At 52.6% G+C, this 22188-nt stretch carries 18 protein-coding genes and 1 other RNA gene; 6 read left to right on the top strand and 13 right to left on the bottom strand.

Features of this window, described 5'->3' with window-relative positions; translation table 11 throughout:
* Positions 1-3: 3 nt before the first annotated feature.
* Positions 4-807 (top strand): helix-turn-helix domain-containing protein, encoded by an 804-nt coding sequence (locus EDB95_RS20760; protein ID WP_133996671.1) that lies wholly within the window; start codon positions 4-6, stop codon positions 805-807.
* Here the strand turns inward: EDB95_RS20760 and EDB95_RS20755 are convergent.
* A complete protein-coding gene (locus EDB95_RS20755) occupies positions 765-1907 on the bottom strand; it encodes a histidine decarboxylase (RefSeq protein WP_133996668.1) in 1143 nt (380 codons plus the stop codon). The genes EDB95_RS20760 and EDB95_RS20755 overlap by 43 nt on opposite strands.
* 101 nt (positions 1908-2008) lie before the next feature.
* Between EDB95_RS20755 and EDB95_RS20750 the strand changes: the two genes are divergently transcribed.
* Entirely contained in the window at positions 2009-2479 is a 471-nt protein-coding gene (locus EDB95_RS20750) for an Lrp/AsnC family transcriptional regulator (RefSeq protein WP_133996665.1), read from the top strand.
* Here EDB95_RS20750 and EDB95_RS20745 read toward each other — a convergent pair.
* Positions 2469-2846: a VOC family protein gene (locus tag EDB95_RS20745; protein WP_133996662.1), complete on the bottom strand. Its 378-nt coding sequence runs from the start codon at positions 2844-2846 to the stop codon at positions 2469-2471. The two genes, EDB95_RS20750 and EDB95_RS20745, sit on opposite strands and share 11 nt — an antisense overlap.
* A 147-nt stretch (positions 2847-2993) precedes the next feature.
* Between EDB95_RS20745 and EDB95_RS20740 the strand changes: the two genes are divergently transcribed.
* A complete protein-coding gene (locus EDB95_RS20740) occupies positions 2994-3401 on the top strand; it encodes a nuclear transport factor 2 family protein (RefSeq protein ID WP_162852706.1) in 408 nt (135 codons plus the stop codon).
* Here EDB95_RS20740 and EDB95_RS20735 read toward each other — a convergent pair.
* From EDB95_RS20735 to EDB95_RS20705, 7 genes are all read right to left on the bottom strand, one after another.
* Positions 3394-4173 carry an alpha/beta hydrolase gene (locus tag EDB95_RS20735; RefSeq protein ID WP_133996657.1) on the bottom strand — a complete coding sequence of 260 codons (780 nt, stop codon included), beginning with the start codon at positions 4171-4173 and terminating at the stop codon, positions 3394-3396. The two genes, EDB95_RS20740 and EDB95_RS20735, sit on opposite strands and share 8 nt — an antisense overlap.
* A gap of 111 nt (positions 4174-4284) precedes the next feature.
* Positions 4285-6627, bottom strand: coding sequence for a tetratricopeptide repeat-containing sensor histidine kinase (locus EDB95_RS20730; protein ID WP_133996654.1), 2343 nt, complete (start codon positions 6625-6627; stop codon positions 4285-4287).
* A 2-nt stretch (positions 6628-6629) separates the two neighbouring features.
* Positions 6630-8822 (bottom strand): sigma 54-interacting transcriptional regulator, encoded by a 2193-nt coding sequence (locus EDB95_RS20725; RefSeq protein WP_133996652.1) that lies wholly within the window; start codon positions 8820-8822, stop codon positions 6630-6632.
* 196 nt (positions 8823-9018) lie between these two features.
* Positions 9019-9705, bottom strand: a complete 687-nt coding sequence (locus EDB95_RS20720) for an MBL fold metallo-hydrolase (RefSeq protein WP_211352169.1) — start codon at positions 9703-9705, stop codon at positions 9019-9021.
* A gap of 36 nt (positions 9706-9741) precedes the next feature.
* Positions 9742-10317 carry a TetR/AcrR family transcriptional regulator gene (locus EDB95_RS20715; protein WP_133996646.1) on the bottom strand — a complete coding sequence of 192 codons (576 nt, stop codon included), beginning with the start codon at positions 10315-10317 and terminating at the stop codon, positions 9742-9744.
* Positions 10318-10341: 24 nt separating this feature from the next.
* Complete coding sequence (locus tag EDB95_RS20710) at positions 10342-11112, bottom strand: DUF3050 domain-containing protein (protein ID WP_133996643.1); 771 nt, start codon at positions 11110-11112, stop codon at positions 10342-10344.
* 22 nt (positions 11113-11134) lie between these two features.
* Entirely contained in the window at positions 11135-12202 is a 1068-nt protein-coding gene (locus EDB95_RS20705) for an aminotransferase-like domain-containing protein (RefSeq protein WP_133996641.1), read from the bottom strand.
* Positions 12203-12343: 141 nt separating this feature from the next.
* On the opposite strand from EDB95_RS20705, the gene EDB95_RS20700 reads away from it, so the two are divergent.
* Positions 12344-13576 carry a glycoside hydrolase family 71/99-like protein gene (locus EDB95_RS20700; protein WP_133996638.1) on the top strand — a complete coding sequence of 411 codons (1233 nt, stop codon included), beginning with the start codon at positions 12344-12346 and terminating at the stop codon, positions 13574-13576.
* A gap of 88 nt (positions 13577-13664) precedes the next feature.
* On the opposite strand, the gene EDB95_RS20695 is transcribed toward EDB95_RS20700, so the two are convergent.
* On the bottom strand, positions 13665-15272 hold the full coding sequence (locus tag EDB95_RS20695; protein WP_133996635.1) for an ammonium transporter: 1608 nt from the start codon (positions 15270-15272) through the stop codon (positions 13665-13667).
* 24 nt (positions 15273-15296) lie between these two features.
* Positions 15297-15662, bottom strand: a complete 366-nt coding sequence (locus EDB95_RS20690; RefSeq protein WP_133996632.1) for a P-II family nitrogen regulator — start codon at positions 15660-15662, stop codon at positions 15297-15299.
* A 443-nt stretch (positions 15663-16105) separates the two neighbouring features.
* Between EDB95_RS20690 and EDB95_RS20685 the strand changes: the two genes are divergently transcribed.
* Complete coding sequence (locus EDB95_RS20685) at positions 16106-18481, top strand: ABC transporter permease (RefSeq protein WP_133996629.1); 2376 nt, start codon at positions 16106-16108, stop codon at positions 18479-18481.
* 60 nt (positions 18482-18541) lie between these two features.
* On the opposite strand, the gene ssrA is transcribed toward EDB95_RS20685, so the two are convergent.
* Positions 18542-18911, bottom strand: a transfer-messenger RNA (tmRNA) gene (ssrA, locus tag EDB95_RS20680).
* Positions 18912-19027: 116 nt separating this feature from the next.
* Between ssrA and EDB95_RS20675 the strand changes: the two genes are divergently transcribed.
* Positions 19028-20800 (top strand): MutS-related protein, encoded by a 1773-nt coding sequence (locus EDB95_RS20675; RefSeq protein WP_133996626.1) that lies wholly within the window; start codon positions 19028-19030, stop codon positions 20798-20800.
* Between the two features lie 25 nt (positions 20801-20825).
* Here the strand turns inward: EDB95_RS20675 and rseP are convergent, their stop codons facing one another.
* Complete coding sequence (gene rseP, locus EDB95_RS20670) at positions 20826-22181, bottom strand: RIP metalloprotease RseP (protein WP_133996623.1); 1356 nt, start codon at positions 22179-22181, stop codon at positions 20826-20828.
* Positions 22182-22188: the final 7 nt, after the last annotated feature.

Raw genomic sequence — 22188 nt, 5'->3', positions numbered from 1 at the left:
GTCGTGACGAATGCCACCGAAATAGTACCGGGAGTAATCTTCTATTCTTTCCTTGCGGCCCTGCGGAAGGAGAAGGTGTGGTTCGTCGAGCACAATACCCTGGTATTACAGGTCTCCGGGCAATTTACATTGGAAACCTCCAGCCAAAAATTGTCGATGCGACGGGGCCAGATGACCCTGATCCGGAAGCACCAGCTGGCCCAACTGACCAAAACACCGCTGGACGGAGAGGATTATCAAACCATCGTCATTTTCCTGCTGGAAGACCAGCTCAGGAAGATGGCCCTGGAGGAGCATATAGACATCAGACAAAAATATACCGGTCCATCCAACATCCTTATACCCGGAAATGATTTTCTGCAGGGCTTTTTCCATTCTGTGATCCCCTATGTCCGCCATCCGGAGGAAAAGATGACGGCGGCCCTGGGCATGCTAAAAGTGAGGGAGGCGGTGCAATTGCTCCTGCTGACCATGCCGGAACTCAGGGAATTCCTATTCGACTTTTCCGAGCCCCATAAGATCGACCTGGAAAAATTCATGCTCCACAATTTTCATTTCAATGTCCCCGTTGAAAAGTTTGCACAACTCACGGGGAGAAGCCTGGCGGGGTTTAAGCGGGACTTCCAGAAAACATTCGGCATGTCGCCCCGCCAGTGGTTACAGGAAAAACGGCTGACCGAGGCCCGACACCTGATTGAGCAAAAGAATAAGAAGCCCTCGGCGATTTATCTCGACCTGGGGTTTGAAAGCCTTTCGCATTTCTCTCATTCTTTCAAGAAAAAGTTTGGCAAGGCGCCTTCCCGCTGAAGGGACTCCATGAATTCGTCGATAGATGTCTTACTGCAGCCAGGCATACAGATGATATGGCTCCATCCTCCTTCCGTTGCCAGTTGCCATTTCTGACGGATAAGAGGTCCGGGCGCCGGGAATACCACCGTAATGGCAGAAGGGTTTCGCCAGGCGGGGATGCCGATGGACTGGAATCTTTCCACGACATACGCGGCCATGGCCAGACAGTCGACGGCGCGTTGCCGCAGGCCTTCGACACCCAGTCGTTTTATTGCATACCAAAGGAAAAGCGGGCTGTGCCCATTCCGGCTGCCGGAAATGGTGGTATCCAGGGTGCCGATATAAGAAACGGCCTTCCCTATCCTGTCTTTGTAGTTCTTCTTCACGAGCACGACGCCACAGGGGATCGGCGAGCCGATGAACTTGTGTCCGCTGATCGCGATGCTGTCCGCTCCGAAACTGAAGTCGAAACCGGGCTCCAGTTCGAGCAGGGCGCTGTACACACCGGCCAGCGCAGCGTCACAATGGATATAGTGGTTCCTAATGGCCGAACGCTTAAAGACCTTCCGGATAGCCCCCAGGTCATCTTTGGCCTCGGTCATCGTCGTCCCGATGTTGGCCAGCACGATGACCGGTTTTTCCCGGTGTAGCTGGATCATTTGCTCCAGGTCGTCATAGTCCATCTCCCCCTGGTCGTTGGTCCGTATAACGATGCTGCGCAGGCCAAGCAACTGAATATTCTTTTGGACACTATAATGCGTCGCCTCCGAATAGTAGACGATCCCTTCCGGGTACAATTCCCGGGCGATATAAAGACTATAAAGGTTGCCTTCGGAACCCCCGTTGGTGACATATCCCCACCAGTTGTTCTCCGGCGCGCGGAAGATCGATGCGAAAAACTGCAATACCTCGACCTCGATGCTGCGGGAGTTGAGGTCGTAGGTCGACTCGACAAAGGGGTCGCCGACGTTGTTCAGCGGAAGCGACAGCAAAGGATACAACTCACTGTAGTCAAAGTCCGTGGCGATCGGGTAGCCGATAAAATGCTTTGCCCTCTCAAAGGCTTTCGCCATATAGTCTTCCAGACGCCGGTGATGGGCGACAGTCAAGGTATTCATACGGCGAAGTTGGAGAATGCCGCCCCTTTTTCCTACACATCGGCAGTTAGGCGGAAAATAAAACTAACTTTGGGGCCGACAACAGAAAAAATTTCAATTGTATGCTTGCCGATCTCGACGCTATTGACATCCAGATCCTCTCTGTCCTTCAGTACGATGCGCGCATGACGACCAAGGAGCTCTCGGCCAAGACGGGCAAGTCGGTGACTGCCGTCCATGAGCGGATCAGGCGCCTGGAAGAGCGGGGTGTAATCCGTTCGTATGTTGCGTTGCTGGACAGGAACTGCATCGGAAAGAAGCTGATTGGTTTTACCACGGTCAAGCTGAAAGAACATTCGGATACGATCCTCAGCCAGTTCGAAAAGGAGGTGGTCAAATTTCCCGAGGTGATGGAATGCTATCAGCTGACCGGCGTCGCCGATTTCCTGCTAAAGGTGGTGATCGCCGACATGGATGCGTATAACCATTTCCTAAAGAGTAAACTGGCGCCCCTGCCCCATGTCGGCAATTTGATGACGTCGTTTGTCCTTGTCGAGGCTAAAAGGACAACGGCCTATCAGATTACTCCTTAGGTTCAAACAATTCAATTTTGTTGCCTTCTATATCCAGAATGTGCACAAATTTTCCATAATCATACGATTCCACAGCGTCTAACACCGTCACGCCTTCCTCTTTTAGCGCTGCGACGAGCGCTTCGATGTTGTCGACCCGGTAATTGATCATAAAGTCCTTTGTGGAGGGTTCAAAGTATTTGGTCTTTTCAGAAAAAGGGCTCCATACCGTATATCCCTTCTTCGCAGTGTCCTCTTCCTGTCGCCAATCAAATTTTACGCCATAGGGACTTACGTCAAAACCGAGGTGGGTTTTGTACCACTCTTTCATTTTTTCCGGGTCCTGGCATTTGAAGAAAATACCCCCGATTCCTGTGACTCGTTTCATTTGTGGAAAATACAAATAATCTCCTTATTTCGTAAAGGCCTCGCCATTTTTCACGCTATTCAGCAACGACCCCGGCCCCGGGTTTCTTAACCCGTTGACCGGCCAAGGTTTATGTATTGGCATACCCATTGTCGCCCCGGTACTGATATGAGCTGCGCAAAAGAACTATTGTTGGAGTATCTGGCGGTATTCCGGGTCCCTGAAAAGGCGGCTTCTTTATTTGCGCCGGATGGCGTACTGGAGCTGCCTTACCTGGCAAGCCTGAATATGCCGACGCGGTTGACCGGACCCGTAGCGATCGTAAAATACATCGCCGGTTTGATGGCCATGATGCCGGATTTGGCATTTTCCAACCCCGTGATACGGATGGAGAGCGAATTCCAGGTGTTTGCCGAATACGAGGTCCACACGGTTGCCGTGCATACAAGCCGGCCTTTCCACCAGTTGTACTTTGGGTGGCTGATGTGTGATGAGGAGAGGAAAATCAAGGTGCTTAGGGAGGCCCTGAACACGATAGAGGTGGTCAGGGCGCTCCTGCGCGAGGGTTTTAATTAGTCGCCGCCTTCTCAATCACGGCGGCTACTTCTGCCGGATGGCTCACATAGACTGCATGACTTGCGTCGATCTCGGTAACCGTCGATCCCGCCCTTTTGGCCATCATGCGTTCGACATCCGGGGGTATCATCCGGTCTTTCTTGGATACGATATACCAGCTTTTCTTGGTCTTCCAGGCCGCCGTAGTAAGGTCGGTCGTAAAGGCTGCGACACCGACGGGTACCTGGGCGTCCGCCATAAATGCAGCCTTGCCGGCCGGAAGGTCTGCGCAAAAGTCCTCGTGAAATTTCGATTTGTCAAGCCAGATAAAACCGTCCTGCGGCGGAAGTATCGGCGTATTGGGATCCGCCGGCCCGGCCTGCTGCATTTTCAGCAGGGACTCTCCTGCGTCCGGAGCAAAAGCAGCGACATATACCAGCCCCGCCACTTTTGGGTCGTCACCGGCTTCAGTGATGATCGCGCCCCCATAGGAATGTCCTACAAGAATCGTCGGGCCGTCTTGCATGGCGAGGACCGCTTTCGTGATCTTGACGTCATCCGTGAGGCTCGTATTCGGGTTGGGCACGACTGTGACGTGATAACCTTTATCCTTTAAGATTTTATACACGCTTTCCCAACCCGAACCGTCGGCCCAGGCGCCATGCACCAACACGATGTTGTGCACTTTGCCGGCGCTGCCCGAGGGCCGGTCGCCAGGGCTTGGGTACCGCAGCAAAACGGATCCAAACAATGAAAACAGGCCTGCGGCCTTTACCAGTGTAAGACTTGTCATAGTGATGTTTTGGAGAAGCGAAACCAATGCTATGCCACCTCAATAACAACTCACAATCAAAGTCTTACAGGTGTGGATGGGGGACGCTCCTGCGAAATAGCGTAAGTCTCGTCAGAATTTACGAAATAGCGTTTGCCAGCTGACACGGATCACCGTTCCGTGGTGCCCGCTTATGTCGATGGTGGCTTCCAGGTCCTCTGCCATTCCTCTGATCAAGGTCATTCCAAAAGTGCCGGAACCGGCTGCATCAAAATCTTCCGGCAGCCCCCTACCGTTGTCCGCTACCCGCAAAATCGTTTTTTCACCCTCGGAAAACAGACGGATGGAAATTCTGTCATCTGCCCCATGAGGGAATGCATATTTAAAAGCGTTGGTGATCGCCTCATTTAGGATCAACCCGACCGGGATCGCTTTCGAAACGTCCAGTGATATTCTTTCGATGTCCAGGTCGAAGACGACCTTTTGCGACAGGACAAAACTATCCCTAAGGTAATCCACCAGTTCTCCGATATAGTCAGGCATGTCGATACTGCTCAGGTTCCGGGAGTTGTACAACTTCTGATGGATCAGAGACATCGCTTCGACCCGGTGCTGGCTTTCCAGGATGACGTTCACCGCATTTTTGTCCGTTAGAAATTCCGACTGTGACATCAGCAGACTGGTGATGATCTGCAGGTTGTTTTTTACCCTATGGTGTATTTCGCGGACGAGCCATTCCTTTTCTTCCAGCAGTACCGTCTGCTGGCGGTTCAGCGCCTGCAATTGCCTGTTGGTGCGCTTATTGTTACGGTAGCGGACATACACCATCACGATGACAAAGCCCAAAAAGACAAATCCAGCGATGTACAGTTGTTTTTGTGTCCGAAGCTCCTGGAGACGCTTTTCCTTTTGCAGCGTCTCATACTTTACGTTCATATCTATGAGTTGCCTGGCCTGCGCCTGAAAGTTCTCCTTATCCTCCAGGTCGCTGTATTGCACGAGCCAATGCGCCGCATCCTTGAAATCCCCACAGGCCGAATCGACCCTGTACATTCCATAATACGCATGGGAAAGGTCTTCCTGGTCAACCTTGCCGGCAAGCGCCGGTGAAAGCAACATCATCAAAAATTTTCGACTCCCCTCCCAATCTTCCAACGTCAGATTTATCCGACCCAACCTTCGGATCAGGTATGTATTCGTCATGCCGCCCCTTGTCTTCGATGCCTCCCCTTCCAGTTGCCAGGCCCGCATAAAGTATTCCCTTGCTTTTGGATAGTCCCGGGCACTTTCAAAGGCGCTGCCCAACGCTTCAAAGGCTAGTTGTGACTCATTTCTGCTCCCGGGAGGATATTGGGCGATCATATCTTCCACCGTATGTACAGCACCGGGCGACAGGTCAAGGCTGATATTCTTTGCGCCGAGGTTCTCCAATACCTCGTACAAGTCCTCATCTCTCCGTGTCCCTATGGCGGCCTTCAGCGCTTGTTTATACCAACCGGTGGCGGCCGTCACGTCCTCCAGTTGCTGCACGACGTCGGCCACCCGGAGATACGCATGAGCGCTGTATAACCGGTCATGCGTAGCCTCGGTTGCCTTTACACATTCCATCGCCAACGGCAGCGCTTCGCTATACTGGCTGGCAAAAATTTTCAGGAAGGCCAGCAGGTCATACGTATATTGGGTATATGGAAAACCCCAGGCCTTCTCTAAACTCAGGGCTTGCCTGGCTGCCTGTTGCGATCCCACGGGGTCTCCCCCCGCAAAGCGCAAATAGGCAATATCCATCAACGTGTTCACCTGATTGCCGGTATCTTTTAAGGCCTGGTAGCGCGACAGTGCTTCCGAAAGACATTGGAGCCGGAAACCCGTGGTCCCGGGACGAAACGGACAGAAAACACCCGCATATTTGCGGACTTTCGCCTGCAATGCCGCCAGGTTGCTAAATTCGGGATGGTGGAGGAAGGACAAATACCAGGCGTTGCCCCTGGCCGTGTCACCCAGCATGTAGTACGCCTTCATCAGCAGGCAATAGGCTTGGGCGGCCCATTCTATACCCTTCTCATGCTGAGCCATGGTCAGCTCCGTAATGGCCATGCGGTAGTGTTCAGCGCCGGGCTGGTACGCATACCAGGCCCCCAGCAGGATCCGTACTCGTGTCTGAATGTCCCCTCCAAGACCGGGCAATACCTTAATTATACTGTCGACGTTACCCGTACGGACCCAACCTGCATACCGTGCGCAAAAATCATCATCGAAGCCCTCGGTGATGACGGAGCTACGGCTTACTCCATGATATTGCGAGACGAGGATAAGGGTGCTATCCAATAGGACACGCCCCTGAGTGGTGACAGTGATCGCCGCAGCGCCCAATTCCAGCATCGTTCGTTGCCCGGCTTTTCCGTTGAGTTGCTGCCCGTTGACGGAGGGATACACCAACAACATGACCAGAACAAGAAGGCGTGCTAAAGTACTCATGATCAAGCCTTGGAAAGCGGCCACTTGATCCCCAGCCGCTTCATTTTCGAATTAAGGGTTGTCGGCGGCAGGCTCAGCAACTCCGCCGCCCCGCCTCTGCCCGAGATTTTCCCGTTGCACCGCTTGAGGGCGGTGATAATATGATCGCGGTCCATATCCGCGAACGATTTCAGCTCGCGCACGTCCTTTGACCAGTGTTGAAAAGGGATGGGCTCCGGCATGTCAAACCTATCGATGATACCCGTTCGGCACTGCAAGACATGCCGCTCGATCAAATGTTGCAGTTCCCGGATATTGCCCGGCCAGGAATAATTTTCCAGTTGCTGCATGGCCTCCGGTGTGATCGTCATCCTACCCCGGTTTATTTTGTCACCGTACAGTTGTAGAAAATGAGAGGCCAGGGCGTTAATATCTTCTCGCCGTTCCCTGAGGGGGGGCAGTTTAATCGGGAAAACATTGATGCGATAATACAAATCCAACCGGAAGCGACCCTCCGCTATTTCGAGGAGAAGATTCCGGTTTGTGGCGACCACGATCCGCACGTCCGTTCGAATGGTCGTCCGCCCGCCAACCCGCTCTATTTCCTTTTCCTGGATAGCCCGCAGGAGCTTACTTTGGATGTCTATGGGAAGCTCACCGATTTCATCAAGGAAAAGTGTTCCCCCGTGGGCCTGTTCGAATTTACCGATCCGCTGTTCGATGGCCCCGGTAAAGGCTCCTTTTTCATGCCCGAAAAGCTCGGATTCCACCAGGTTTGCCGGGATCGCCGCGCAGTTTACTTTTACCAGGGATTTGTCCTTCCTTGGTGATAGCTGATGAATGGCCTTTACCAATCCCTCCTTTCCCACACCCGTTTCTCCAAGGATTAACACCGTGTTATCAAACGGTGCGACCTGTGACACTTTATCCAATGCCTCCAGCAATTTCACGCTCTTCCCGATAATTCCACCCACCTTTGGCTGCAGCAGTTGATTGGGCGCCATGGACCGGTTACGTTTATGCCCGGGCCGTGATGCAGCGTTGGCGGTCTTTATATGTCCGACAACCTCCCCAAGAAGTTCCTGTACTGAGTTCATCAGTTGCAGGTGGTCAGCTGTATATTTTTCCTCGTTACAGCAATAAAAAGCAATGGACATTTCCACGTCCCAATGCTTTAACAGCGGAACCCACAACTTGGATTTAAATCCCTCTTTCCGGAGATCAGCTTCATCAAGGAAATAGGCGCTTCGATTTTCCCGGTTCGCTTTTCGGATGTCGTTGATCGTGTCTCCGTCATCATCAACCCTGATATATTCATCAAAGTCAACCCGCCGGTATCTAAAAAAAGCCCCGGCGGCCGAATCGCGCAAGTCAGTGTCGATCATGATGAAGTCAAAGGGAAGGAAAGACGTAAGCGCCCTTATGAGCGAGAGAACCATTTCGTCCTTCGTTTCATCGGTTGCGATAATATTCTTCAGGAGGCTTGTCAGCCATTTTTGTTGCCGGGATATAAACTCCTGGTGTTTTCGGTAACGATAGGCGGCTATGTTCAGCGCAATCAAAATTTGCCGTTCCTTGAATGGTTTTACTAAAAAGCCATAAGGTTTTGTGGCTACCGCTTCTTCTAACGTCGATGTATTGGAATTCGCGGATATATATATGAAGGGAATGTTTCTCCGGTCAAGTACCCGGGCGAGGTCTATCCCGTTCGCTTCCCCTTTCAGGAGAATGTCCACCAAGACGATTTCCGGCTTTTTTTTGTCCAGAATGAGCAGTGCTTGTTCTACCGATTTAGCTATACCCTCCACCGCATGCCCGCCGTTTTTCAGCATGGTACTCAGGCTCCTGGCCTCAAGGAATTGGTCTTCAACGATGAGAACCTTTAAACTCATGGGGATAAATAGGCAGCTTTTGAACCCTAATATCGCAAATTTTCGCAGGCCATGCAACATGCGGGGGCCTTTAGTGACTATATTGAATACCAAAAACAGGCCGGCATGTCCTTCCAATACCGTGCGTTCGCCCTCATCCTTCTTTTTTCCTCCTGCATCCCGTCCATGAAAGCCTGGGACAGGCAGCATGTGCGGCGCTATGCGAAACACGCCGATGACATACGGGCGTTGGGAAAATTCTCTGTTGACTATTCCAGCCACAATGCCTGGCGGGAATTTTTGATAGATACCATTCAGAACAAAACACTTAAAAAACGGTTTCACAGTGTAGGCATTTACGGGAGTGTCAGCGTAAACCTCCGCGACAGTACCGTGACCTTTAGCCGACTCTACCTAAGGGGATTGTTAGACCTTGTTTATGTTTGGGCAAAGGTCCCACCGGATTCTGCAAAGTACAAAGACTACACCCGGGTGGCCGATGGGCTTTATTACCTTCAGGGAGACTTTCCATTGATGTGATTTACGCAAATTTCGCATGGAGCCTGGTGTTGGCCGCGCTTGTCAACGGCCCACCATGGCCGAAAACGGCCATGTCGAAGTCGAACGCCGCAGCTTTCAGGATGCTTTGGCGGCCAAGCTCCCGGTCTTCGTAGACGGTGCGCCAATGGAGTCCGGCAGCGTTGGCGCATATATCCGCGGCAATGAGCACCCGGTCGGTCTGCAGGAGAAGGGCAAGATGGCCTGCACTATGACCGGGCGTATAGATGACCCTGACACCACCGGGAAGGACCTCTCCGTCGTTAAGCAGGCGGGTAATGGTAAACGGATCGATGGTGCTGCCTCCGCGGCGGATAAACAATTGGTATATGACTTGGTTCAGCAGACCGGGGCTTACGTGCAATGCCGCGTCACCAGGGAGACCCCGTTCCACAAGCCTGGCCGTATCGGCGTGGGCCCATACCGGAATATCAAGTTCCTTGCTGATGGCCGCGGCGCTCCCGGTATGGTCGGTATGGGCATGTGTAACGATAATACGGCGGATGTCACGAGGGTCTTTGCCGGCCTTTTCCATTTGGGCGAAGATTTTGGGGAGACTACCCGGGGTCCCGGTGTCGACGAGGGTTAGGCCTTGTTCATCGTCTTCAATAAGGAAGGCGTTGACGAAACCGAGGCTCAGCTGATAAAGATGGGAGGTAATCTTTTTCATAAATGAATATTTTTTCATTTTTTATGCAAAAAAAATTTACGCACGTACCGCATCCCATAGGAACCTGAAGGAGCTGTCCATAAAGGCTTTGGAGAGTTGTGCGGGCGTGTGATGAATACGGGCGGCAATCTGCTGGACAAAGCCAAAGAGCAGGCTTGGCACAAGGAGTTCTTCATCTGCTTTTAGCAATCCCTCCCTTTGCCCGCGTTCCAGCAGTTGGGCGAGAGGGGCCATCACCGGCCTGGCAAAGGCCACGGCCTGGTCTTCGCGTTTGTAGGGAGACGCCATGAATTGTTGCAGGAAAACCTGTTCGGGGAAGTTGGAGACTACGTAGCGGAGGCTGTTCTCCCAGACAACCCGTAAACCCTCTTCGACGGGGAGCTCAGGGCTAAATCCGATGAAAATGGTGGCACCAAAGCGATTTTTTACCTTTTTATACAGGGCAAGGATGAGGTCGTCCTTGTTCTTGAAATAGATGTACAGCGTTCCGGTGGCAACGCCCGACTGTTTTGCGATGAGGGGCATGGTCAGGCCTGCGAGACCGACCTTTCCAACAAGGCTAAGCGTGCTGGTAAAGAAAATGTCGATCTTTTGCTCATCTTTGAGGCGCATGGGGCAAAGATAGGGAATAATGAATTATTTTTCATTTTTCCTCAGAACACCATCCCACAAAGCCAACCGTGCTTCCAGTGCCGCACCCGCAGCCGATGTCGCCTCCTCCCATTTTTTCGCATCATCCCCGCAAAGCCCGGTTGTCATCTGGTAGGCCAGGTGCGAATGATGATCGCCATCCACTTCAATATGCCGCTCCAGGTAATATTTCAGGATGTCCACGCTTCCCGGGAACTGAATCGCAATTTCCCTGACCATTTCGATAAAGATGGCTGGTATAAGGTCCTCCCGTCCAAACGTGAAAACCGCCGCTATAATATGTGGCTTTCCGGTGGCGATAACACTAAACGTATGTTGTACAAATTGCTTGGCTGCTGCGGGAGCCTCCGCCTCGTCCAGTGCATCTTCGACGTTCCTACCCTTTTGCAACAATCCAATAAACCGGTTGATAGGCGTCACATCGGCCCCGGCCTGCCGCATGGCACGCAAATACAGCTCGAAGTGGCTGGCGCGGTTGCCGGATTCATCAAGATCGCTTTCCTCCCCCGTCACGATTTCATTGATCAGGTACCGTGTTTCAGCGTTGCCCACCGGCAGCCATGGCACGGTCGTACACGTGAGGGATTGAGATAACGCTTTAAGTAAGGACATAAAATCCCAAACCGCGAAACAGTGTATTTCCATGAATGCGCGCAAATACTCCAGCCTGTCGAGCGTACGATATAAAGGATGCCCGATCAACTTTTCCCGGGTGGGCGCCGTTGCCACCAATAGATCGCTAATATTCTTTTCCATTGCGCGGCAAATATAGGCCATTCTACAGCGCCTCTTTCAGCATCATTATTCCCTTAACGACCCGGTCGAAGTCAATTTCATTACCCATGGCGACCCGTATGCCCGGTCTGTGGGCAGTTTCATGAACGGCAAAGCTGCTTGAAGGAACAACAAGGACACCCCGTTTTAGTAAGGCATTACTTACATCTGCCGATTGTTTAGCGGAGGGCAATGATATCCAAAAATGCCAGCCATTCCTGTGGCCGGTAATGTCATAGTCGCTCAACAGCAGCCGGGCCTGTTGTTGCCTGAAGTTGCCTTCTTGTCTTTTTGCAGCAATAAGGGCACTTACGGCACCGGAAGCAATCAGTTTGTTTAGCGTAATGATGGATAAGGTGGCAGGCGTAGATCCGGTCAACCTGAAAGATTCGGTCACCTTTTCCGAATACCGGTCAGGGGCAAGGAGATAGCTGGTTTTGATCGCCCGGGCAAGCGGCTTTGAAAAACTATAAATGTAAAAAGACCGTTCGGGCGCTACATGAAAAAAATTCGGAATGATGGCGTCTTCAAGAAAACCATACGCGTCATCTTCAATAATGACCAGGTCCTTGTCCCGCGCCACCGCAATAATTTCCTCCCGCCGCCTCAACGGCATCACCGTACCCAGCGGGTTGTGGACAGTCGGCATCAAATAAACCGCCGCCACGCCGGCGGTCTCGCATGCTACAGCCAGCGCAGATGGGTCCATCCCATCGGCGTCCATAGGGCAAGGGATGAGCCTCAATCCAAATAGCTTTGCAATAGATTTAACATTCGAATAGGTCAGCTCATCGGTAGCGATGGCTTTGTTTGTAAGGCTGGCTGATAAAATCGCATTTATAAGCGCATTATGCCCTCCCGTTCCTATAAAAAGATTTTGGGACGACACCGTATATCCGGGCTGTGACAACCATTTCGCACCTACCTCTCTATCCGCCGGATTCCCGCCAGGTTCACAAATGGGGAGTATTTCATGGATTTCAGAAAGCGCCTGTGTCATGGCGCTCTTTAATTGTTTTTCCTGGCCCTCTAGTACGGGGTAGTTTAGTTGTAGATCGATTATGTCGTTCATGGCGATGGCTATATACAAATATAGTCAACGGACGATTTTAATCACCACCTTCCCCAAACGGTCCTTTGGTAATTTTCACTTTAATTCAGAAATTAATGTCCCATTAACCCCTGTATTAGTGCTTCATCCTTTTCTTACAGTATGATCCGACTTGCTATTTCTCTGCTGCTCCTCATCCCATTGTGGAGCCGGGCACAAAACTGCCGCTATCCCACGTATAAGGGCCTTGTCATGGCGGGCTACCAGGGCTGGTTTAACACCCCGGGTGACAGCACCGGCCGCCACTGGCACCACTACGAACACCGGGGGGTATTCGCACCCGGCAGTTCCGAGATCGATTTGTGGCCGGACACCCGGGAGTATGCGAAAACTTATCCCACACCCTTTCATTTCACCGATGGAAGCCCCGCCGCTGTTTTCAGCTCCTACGACGCCTCTACCGTCCGGCTGCATTTCAAATGGATGAAGGACTATGGCATCGACGGCGTCTTTATGCAGCGATTCGTAGCGGAGATTCGCAATCCCAGCGGGAAACGCCACTTCAACACCGTGCTGGACAACGCGATCAGCGCGGCCACGCAATATGACCGCGCTATTTGCATCATGTATGACCTCAGCGGTATGCAGCCGGGAGAAGAGCAAATGACACTGGCCGATCTCGACGAGCTGACCACCAAATATGACTTGCTACACGGCACGCGAAGCCCCACTTACCTGCACCATCATGGCAAGCCGCTGGTCGTCGTGTGGGGAGTAGGATTCAACGACCACCGCCGTTACGGTTTCCGGGAAGCGGAGACCCTTATCGACGGGATCAAGTCACGGGGTTTCAGCGTCATGCTGGGTGTCCCCACCTATTGGCGGACGCTGGGTCGGGATTGTCTCCAAGACTCGACCCTTCATCGCCTTATCCGGAAATGCGATATCGTAGCCCCCTGGTTCGTTGGACGCTATAACGAAAACAGCTACCCCGTCTTTAGCAGCCTTCTCAAAGACGATCTGGCCTGGTGCAATGAAAATGGCGTAGACTATGCCCCCTTGGCCTTTCCGGGTTTTTCCTGGAAGAACATGAACGGACCGCAATCGACCGCCGTTCCAAGAAACCGGGGCCATTTCTTCTGGGAACAGGTGGCGGCCGTCCGGGCGGCCGGTGCAGGCATGCTCTATATCGCCATGTTCGATGAAATGAACGAAGGGACCTCCATTTTCAAGTGCAATACGGTCGACCGGCTCCCGCAGAATGATGGCGGCAGCTTTGTCGGCATCGACACCGACCTGGGCAGTGACTACTATCTTTGGCTGGCGGGGCAGGCTGCGGCGTGGTGGCATGGGAAGAAAGAGTATAGTGCGGAATTGCCGCGGCGGGGGCGCTGAGGCGACGTGAAAAAATATTCCCGCCAAAGCAGGTGACTTTTTTAGGAGCCTTCCTCTCATCGAGGAAGGCTCCTGACCGAAATATGATTTATCTTGATAAAGGCGTTTCGGCATTCTTATCCATCTTGACACCTGCATAACCATCCAATCCCATTTCATGGAGGTCGAGACCGTACAGTTCAACTTCGGGGTTAACTCTGTTCCCAGCGATCTTATCCAGCAGTTTGAACAGGATCCAACCGGCCGCTGCAAACCACACAAAATTAACCACCCCGCCGATGAATTCCGCGACAAATTGCCCGCCGTCTCCGTAAAACAGGCCCCTTACTCCTCCTTTTACCCCATTCAGCCCATCGCCATACGTTCCGTCTGCAAAGAGGCCGAGCGCCAAAATCCCCCACAAACCGTTGGCTCCATGGACTGCCACGGCACCAACAGGGTCGTCGATCTTTAACTTTCTATCCACAACCAAGGTGACCTCGACGACGATCAATCCGGAAATTAGTCCGATGGCCACCGCTCCCAGCGGCGATACGAAGGCGCACGGCGCAGTGATAGCCACCAGCCCCGCCAGCAATCCATTCACCATCATCGTAACGTCTGGCCTATTTCCGCGTACGAACCATATCCACAATGTGGATGCCGCCGCACCCATGCAAGAGGCGATCAACGTATTGAATGCAACAACGGATAAACGAAGGTCAGTCCCTGCAAGGGTCGAACCTGCGTTAAAGCCAAACCATCCAAATGCAAGGACCAACGCGCCCAGGACGGCCATCGGAATATTATGACCGGGAATCGCGTTGATAGAGCCGTCTTTATTGTATTTCCCCAGCCGGGGGCCGATCATTTTTGCGCCAACCAGTGCCAGGACACCGCCGGCCATATGCACGACCGATGATCCCGCGAAATCGACATGGCCATGGCCTAACCCGAAATTGGCGCCCAGCTGAGAAAGCCATCCCCCTCCCCAGACCCAGTTACCGTAGATGGGGTAGATCAGTCCGCCGACAAATAATCCCGAAAGTGCGAACGATGCGAACTTCCATCTTTCAGCCATGGCGCCCGTAGGAATGGTGGCAGTGGCATCCATAAAAACCACCTGGAAGACGAAGAACCCCAGGACGCCAACATCATATACGCCATTCATGCAAAAGCCTTTTGCACCAAATAGGCCAAACGTGTGTCCAAAGAGGTTAACAGTCACTTCGTGGTTTAATCCATCAAACCCACCTAACGTGCCTAAGGCCCCCAAGCCGCCAAACATAATGGCAAAACCTGAAACAAAAAAGCCAACCACGCCTGCGGGATAAATAAACAAATTCATGGCCATCGTATGTGCAACGTTTTTTGCGCGGGTGAGGCCTGTTTCAACCAAGGCAAACCCCGCCTGCATAAAGAACACGAGAAAACCGCCCATCATAAGCCAGACAAAATTGATGGATATCTTGTTGTGGCCGTCCCCGTTGGCAAGCGTGCTCACTGCATTGGCCAGCTTGCTTACCGAGGCGCTAACGCCTGCCACCGTCGTGTCTTTTGCCTTCGCGACAGAGTCGATTATCTTGCCGGCCGTTGAGTCCAGATCTACTACCGTTCCGGTATTTCCGCCATTGGGGTCCGGGGCTTTTTGAGCATATACCGTCGATGATAACGCAGAGAGGGTGACAATAAGAATAAATAGTATTTTACGAAACATAATTATTTAGTTTGGGTTGATGGGTCAAAGTTTTTCGTCTCCGGGGCCGGCAGTTGAAGCATCGCCCCTGGCGCCGTTGCTTATCCTTACGGACTCCTCGATGTTATAAGTGAAGATCATACCATCCCCGATCTCTCCCGTATACGCGGCTTTTTCGATGCAATCGACCGTTTTCTGAACGTTTGCATCTTTTAGCACGATAGCAATGAAAATTCTGGAAATGTACTGGGTATCATAAATAGTACCCCTGTAAGTGTGATGCTCCCGAAGATGCTCATTCCCGATGCCGGCGGCCTCCCAATAGGAAAAAAAATCAATACCGATCTTCTTCAGCTCGCTTTTGACCTCCTCGAATTTGGAAGTTCTAATGATTGCTTCAATTTTTTTCATCATTTGCAGTTTTAGCGAATTGATTTCATTTAGAATTTATAAACTGGCCTTATAGGAATTTTGTGTTCATCATGATTGTTTAAGTTTTGAGTGTTTTTGCGCTTAAAAAGATGTACTTCATGACGGCAAAGCGGTTTTTTAGACGAAAAATGGGGGAAATGTATGTCCCCAATGGCAATTTTATAAATATAAACTTGTTTATTGATATAGCGTTCGCGTTGCCTGATGATTCGATTGCCGAGAGCTGAAAAGCGAATGACGAACGAACCTTTGTACGCTATAGCGAAAAAAGCCGCTGACAAACAGCGGCTTGAAGAACGGTGGAGGGGGCGAGCGTTCTATCGAACACCACGAAATTGCGCGGCCCCAAAAAACTGCGCTCAGTTGTAACCTTTTCGCACTTTTCAGGTACATCATTATACGATAACTGCAAACTTGTCCATATGCTCAAAAATCACATTACATCCGCCTTCCGCAATCTTTGGAAGAACAGGACATATACCATATTGAATATCATTGGCTTAACTATAGGAATCACCTGCGCTGCGTTTATTTTCCTCTGGGTGGAGGATGAAACTACCTTCAACTACAATTTCGTAAACCGCGATCATCTGTATCATATTATGCAGAACGAAAAGAGCAACCGCGGCATCTCCACCAGCGGCTCTACCCCCGGCCCGCTCTCGGACGCCGTTAAAGCCGAGATCCCCGGTATCAAAAATAGCGGGCGCCTTAGCTGGCCCATGGACGAACTCGCCATCGTAGGCGATAAATCGATTAAAATAAATGGCATTTATGCCGATCCCTCCATCCTTTCCATGTACACCCTGCCTTTTATCCAGGGCAACGCCAAAACCGCCTTCCAACAAGTACAGTCCGTCATCATCAGTGAATCGATGGCCAAGGAAATCTTTGGCGAAACGGACCCCATGGGTAAGACGATAAAAATGAACGGCAATGTAGGCTATGCAGCCGATGGTCTTTATTCCGTGACAGGAGTCTTCAGGGACCTGCCTGCCAACTGCAATTATCATTTTCAATGGATCTCACCCTTCAAGGCCTGGGAAATAGCCAATCCCTGGGTGAACCGCTGGGATAATCCCATGCCAGAGGTCATCGTCCAACTCGACCCCGCCGCCTCCCGCGACGCCGTCGACAATCAATTGACCCATTACCTCAGCAAAAAGGTCGACGGTCAGGAGAACACCCTTTTTCTTTGGAGCATGAACGACTGGCATCTCCGCGCCAATTTCGAAAATGGCATGCAAACCGGTGGCACCATCCGGTATGTTCATCTCTTCACCCTCATTGCCATTGCAATCCTGCTCATCGCCTGTATCAATTTTATGAACCTCGCCACCGCCCGCTCCGAACAACGGACCAAAGAAGTAGGCGTTCTAAAAGTCTTGGGCGCCGGCAGGGGTAGGCTCATCGGAAAATTCATCAGCGAAGCCGTCGCACTCTCTTTCTTAGCCGTCCTGTTATCCATCGGCCTGCTCTACCTTCTCTTACCCGCGTATAATACCCTGGTCGACAAACAGCTCTCCATACATCTCTTCCAATTCTTGCATTGGTCCAGCCTGCTGGCAGTCGCCATCGTAGCAGGTATCGTTGCCGGCAGTTACCCCGCCTTCTACCTATCCTCCTTCAACCCCATTTTCGTGTTGAAGGGGCTGAGAATAAAGAGCGGCGGCAGCGTAGTCTTCATCCGAAAGGGACTGGTCATCGCCCAGTTCACCGCCTCGGTTATTCTCATTATTTGCACGGTCATCATTTATCAGCAGGTGCAACATATCAAAAACCGCAACATCGGTTATACGATGGACAAACTCGTTTATTTGGATTTGCAGGGGAATATGAAAAAGAATTTCGAGGTCCTGAAGAACAGGCTCATCGCCACTGGTTATGTAGAAAACGCCGCTACGGCCCTGCATGACGCTCTGCATATATATAGCGCTGGAAACGACATGACGTGGCAAGGCAAAGACCTCAACATGAAGCTCCCCATTCATTATAACGCCGTCAGCCCTGACTATATTTCAACCATGCACCTGCAATTCCTTAGCGGCAGGGACTTTTATCCAACATTCGGCATGGACAGCCAGAGCGTGATCATCAATGAAAGCATGGCGAAACTAATGGGCAAAGAAGGAAAGACCGGCAGTATCCTGAGCAACGGCTCCTATCACGCACAAGTGATCGGCATCATAAGAGATTTTGTGTATAATGATATTTATGGTCCCGGCACTCCGCTGATCCTGTTTCCCGACCTTCGCGGCGCTACGGTTATGGCCCTCCGGTTTAAGCCAACCGCCGACCTGTCCAAAGCGCTGGCCGCCACCGAATCCGTGGTCACCACCGAAAATCCCGGTTATCCCTTTGAGTATCATTTTGCGGATGAGGCATTCGATGCCTTGTTCGCCGTTGAAACGCTTATCGGCAAGCTTGCCGGTGTCTTTGCCACCCTGGCGGTATTTATCTCCTGCCTGGGTCTGTTTGGCCTGGCCGCCTATACCGCAGAGCGTCGCGCGAAAGAGATGGGCATCCGAAAAGTATTAGGCGCCTCAACCCGCGGCCTGGCGGGTTTGTTATCAAAAGAGTTTCTTCAATTGGTTATCATCTCGTGTTTAATCGCCTTTCCTGTCGCCTGGTGGGCCATGAAGGGCTGGTTACAGGGGTACGAATATAGAACTACCATCCATTGGTGGGTCTTTGCCGTCGCTGGTGTGCTGGCCTTGGTCGTCGCCCTCCTCACCGTCAGCTTCAAGGCCATCCAAACCGCATGGGCAAATCCTATAAAGGCTTTGCGGAGCGAGTAAAATTCGAGCTCTCTTGGGTTGTAATAAAAAAGCCGCTGAAAATCAGCGGCTTGAAACCAATCGTGGAGGTGGCGAGACTCGAACTCGCGTCCAAACACTCTCTCCGTAAGCTTTCTACATGCTTATTTACTCATTGCTTGTCGGGGAAACGCAGGAGAGCAACACACCAACGTTTCCCTTATCCGCTATTGTTTTGCGCAAAAGCCACGGAGAACTAAGACGCTATCCCGTTATTGGTTTGGTTCGTCGGCATTAGCGGCAACGGGCAGCCCCCATCTGCGGACATAATGGATGCTAATCTATCGACTAGGCAGCCATGGCAAAGTTAGATTCGCCATTTGAGATTTGAGTATTCAGATTATCGTGCTAATTACACAACGCACGGCATGCTTACCTAAAAAGACCAATGCTGTCAAAACCTGTCACCCCCATGTGCGGCCCGGAGGGCGTCGCCCCTTGGGGGGCGGGCCGTTAAAGGACCTGCGGGTTGAGCCTGCAAATATACAATTTTTTGCGCGTTTGGCAAGGGTACTTACCTTCAGGGCTATGAAGGCAATGGATTATTACGCGCAAAAACTGGAAGCCACAGCCGGTCTACTGGCCCAAGCCCGCCGCAGGCGCTCCGCCCTGGCCTGGGCGAGGGCCATCGCGATCCTAACGGCGTTGGTCACGGGGTATATGGCCTACCAGTACCAGGAACCTTGGTGGGTGTTGGTCGTGGTGGCGGGGCTGGCGGCTTTTGGGCGGGCAATCATCCTGGATGTGAACAATAACGCGCGAATAAGGCGGCTGGAGGGGCTGGAGACCCTGGTGAAACAAGAGCAGGACGGCGTGACGGACCTGAGCGGGGACATGCCGTATGAGGAAGATCATCCGTATGCGTATGACCTGGACATCTTTGGGAAGGGGTCGCTGTACAAAATGGTGAACCGTTGTCATTCGGAGCCGGGGCGGCTGAAAATGGCGCATTGGCTACTACATCCAGCGGACCGGGAAACAATCAGAGCGCGGCAAGAGGCGGTAAAGGAATTAGGAACCGACCCGGACGGGATTTTCGACCTGGCGGCCTTATGCCGGGAGACGCCCCTGAAAATACAGACGGCGGAGCGCATATCGAGGTGGCTGAGAAGGGGCCACACTCCGTTTCAGGAGAAGTACTGGACGTGGGTGCGGTGGGGTTACCCGGTGGTGACGCTGGGGCTCCTGGGCTTTTATATAGGGGGGATGATCCCGGCGGCCGTGTTTGGGTTTTGTTGCGTGGTGTTCCTGGGGGTGTCGTCAAGCCTGAGCAAACGGGTGATTGAACCTTACATCGTCCTTTCGGGGATCGTGGGGGAGATCGGGAGCCTTTCGGAAGGTGTAAGTCTGATGGAGAAGCGGGCGGCAAAAACAATATTGACAAAACGCTTGCAAGAAAATCTAACCACCCCGAAGAGCGCCGCGCACGAAATCAAACAACTGGACCGCCTGCTGCACCGGTTCGACTACCGGCTGAGCCCTTTGATTTTCCTTCCCCTAAATGCCTTCCTGCTTTGGGACCTGTGGCAGATGCACGGGCTGAACCAATGGCGGGAGCGGAACCGGGAGGGGGTGGAACGGTGGGTGGAGACGCTGGCGGAAATGGAAGCGCTGGGGAGCCTGGCGTTGCTGCATTTCAACCACCCGGAGTGGTGTTTCCCGGAAATAGACGCGGAACAGAACGTGTTCGAGGCAACAGCCCTCGGTCATCCACTGATCCAAGCAGAAAAACGGGTAACAAACGACTTCAAAACACAAGGCGCGGGCCAGTTGGAGCTGATCACAGGCTCCAACATGGCCGGCAAAAGCACTTTCCTCCGGACCGTGGGCATCAATATGGTGATGGCGATGGCGGGTGGGCCGGTATGTGCAACACAAACCCGGGTGTCGACGGTGTTGGTGGTGAGCAGCATGCGGATCGCGGACAACCTGGAGGACAGTACGTCGACGTTTTATGCAGAGCTGAAGAAATTAAGAAGCATCATCGACCGGGTCAAAAGAAAAGAACAGGTCTTTATCCTGCTGGACGAGATCCTGAGGGGGACGAACTCACGGGACCGGCTGGCCGGGTCTAGGGCGCTGGTGCGCCAGCTGATCCGTGGCGGTGCGGCAGGGATCGTGGCGACGCACGACCTGGAGCTGGCGCAGATGGAAACGGAGCTGCCGGGGCATGTCCACAATTACTACTTTGACGTGCAATTCGAAGGAACCGAATTGCACTTCGACTATACGCTGCGCAAGGGGGTGTGCACCACGCGGAATGCGGAGGTGTTGATGCGGCGCATCGGGATCGAAATGTAGCGCGCCGCGGGCCAAAAGGCCGCGGCTAGTGTTTGAAGAACGCCCGGAACACATCCAACCCGAGGGCATACGCCATCAGCGCCACCAGGATAACCATCCCCGTGACCTGCGCATACTCCAGGAACTTATCCCCGGGTTTGCGGCCGGTGATCATTTCCACGAGCAGGAACAGGATATGCCCGCCGTCGAGGGCGGGAATGGGAAGGAAGTTCATAAAGCCCAGGATGACGCTGAGGAAAGCGGTGAGCCTCCAGGTGCTTTCCCAATCCCATTTGGTGCGGTAGGCCTTGGCCATGGTGAGCACGGAACCGAGGGAGTCCTGGGACTTGACGTGTTTATTGGTGAACAGGAGTTTGAGCTGGGCGATATAGTCCTGCATCACTTCAATGCTTTTGCGGACACCCGCGGGGAAAGAGGCAATGAAGTCATACTTGACGGTGGTCAGCCGCACGAGGGAATCGGGAGGGACGGGGATGAACCCGACGGCGCCGTTGGAATCCAGGACGGACTTGATGTGTACGGTGTCTGTACCACGGATCAGGCCAAGGTCAACGGTATCCTTTTTATAGTGGACACGGGTTGTCACAAAGGTCATGTAGTCCGGGGTGGGTATGCCCGCGAGCGAAATCACGCGGTCTCCCCTTTTCAGTTCGCCCGAAACGATATTTGTCTTTTTGACCGTATCGACGATGTTGGGGAAAGCCACCTCGGCGAAGCCGTCGAGCCTGTTGTGGCTGAGCTCGCCGATGAATTCGTCGGGGATGGAGAGGTTGATCATCTGGCCGTCGCGCTGGACCTGGATGCTTTTGGCGCTGTGGGTGAAGATATCGAGGACGACCTTTTCTTCGTTTTTGACGGGTTTGCCGTCGATGGACATGATCCGGTCACCGGTCTGGAGACCGATCTTGCGGCCAAGGGAGTCGGCGTACAGACCGTAGGTTGTACTTTGAGGCGGCAGGTAGGTGTCGCCCCATATCTGGAGAATGACGGCAAACAATACGAAGGCCAGCAGGAAGTTCATGATGACACCGCCGGACATGATGATGAGGCGTTGCCAGGCGGGTTTGCTCCGGAACTCGTAGGGCTTGGGCGGCAGCTTGAGCGCCTCCTTGTCCATGCTTTCGTCGATCATCCCGGAGATCTTGACGTAGCCACCGAGAGGGATCCAACCGAGACCGTAGACTGTTTCCCCTATTTTTTTCTTGAATAATGAAAAGCCGGCGTCAAAGAACAGCATGAATTTTTCGACACGGCATTTAAACCACTTGGCGGGTAGGAAGTGCCCCATTTCGTGGAGTACGATGATAACGGAAAGGGATAAAATGAATTGTCCGGCTTGGTTCAGAGGGCCTGACAAATCGGCCACGAGTAATACGGTCATGGGCGTA

The organism is Dinghuibacter silviterrae (genome assembly GCF_004366355.1).
Lineage (GTDB): Bacteria > Bacteroidota > Bacteroidia > Chitinophagales > Chitinophagaceae > Dinghuibacter > Dinghuibacter silviterrae.
This window is presented reverse-complemented; position numbering and strand designations above follow the sequence as displayed.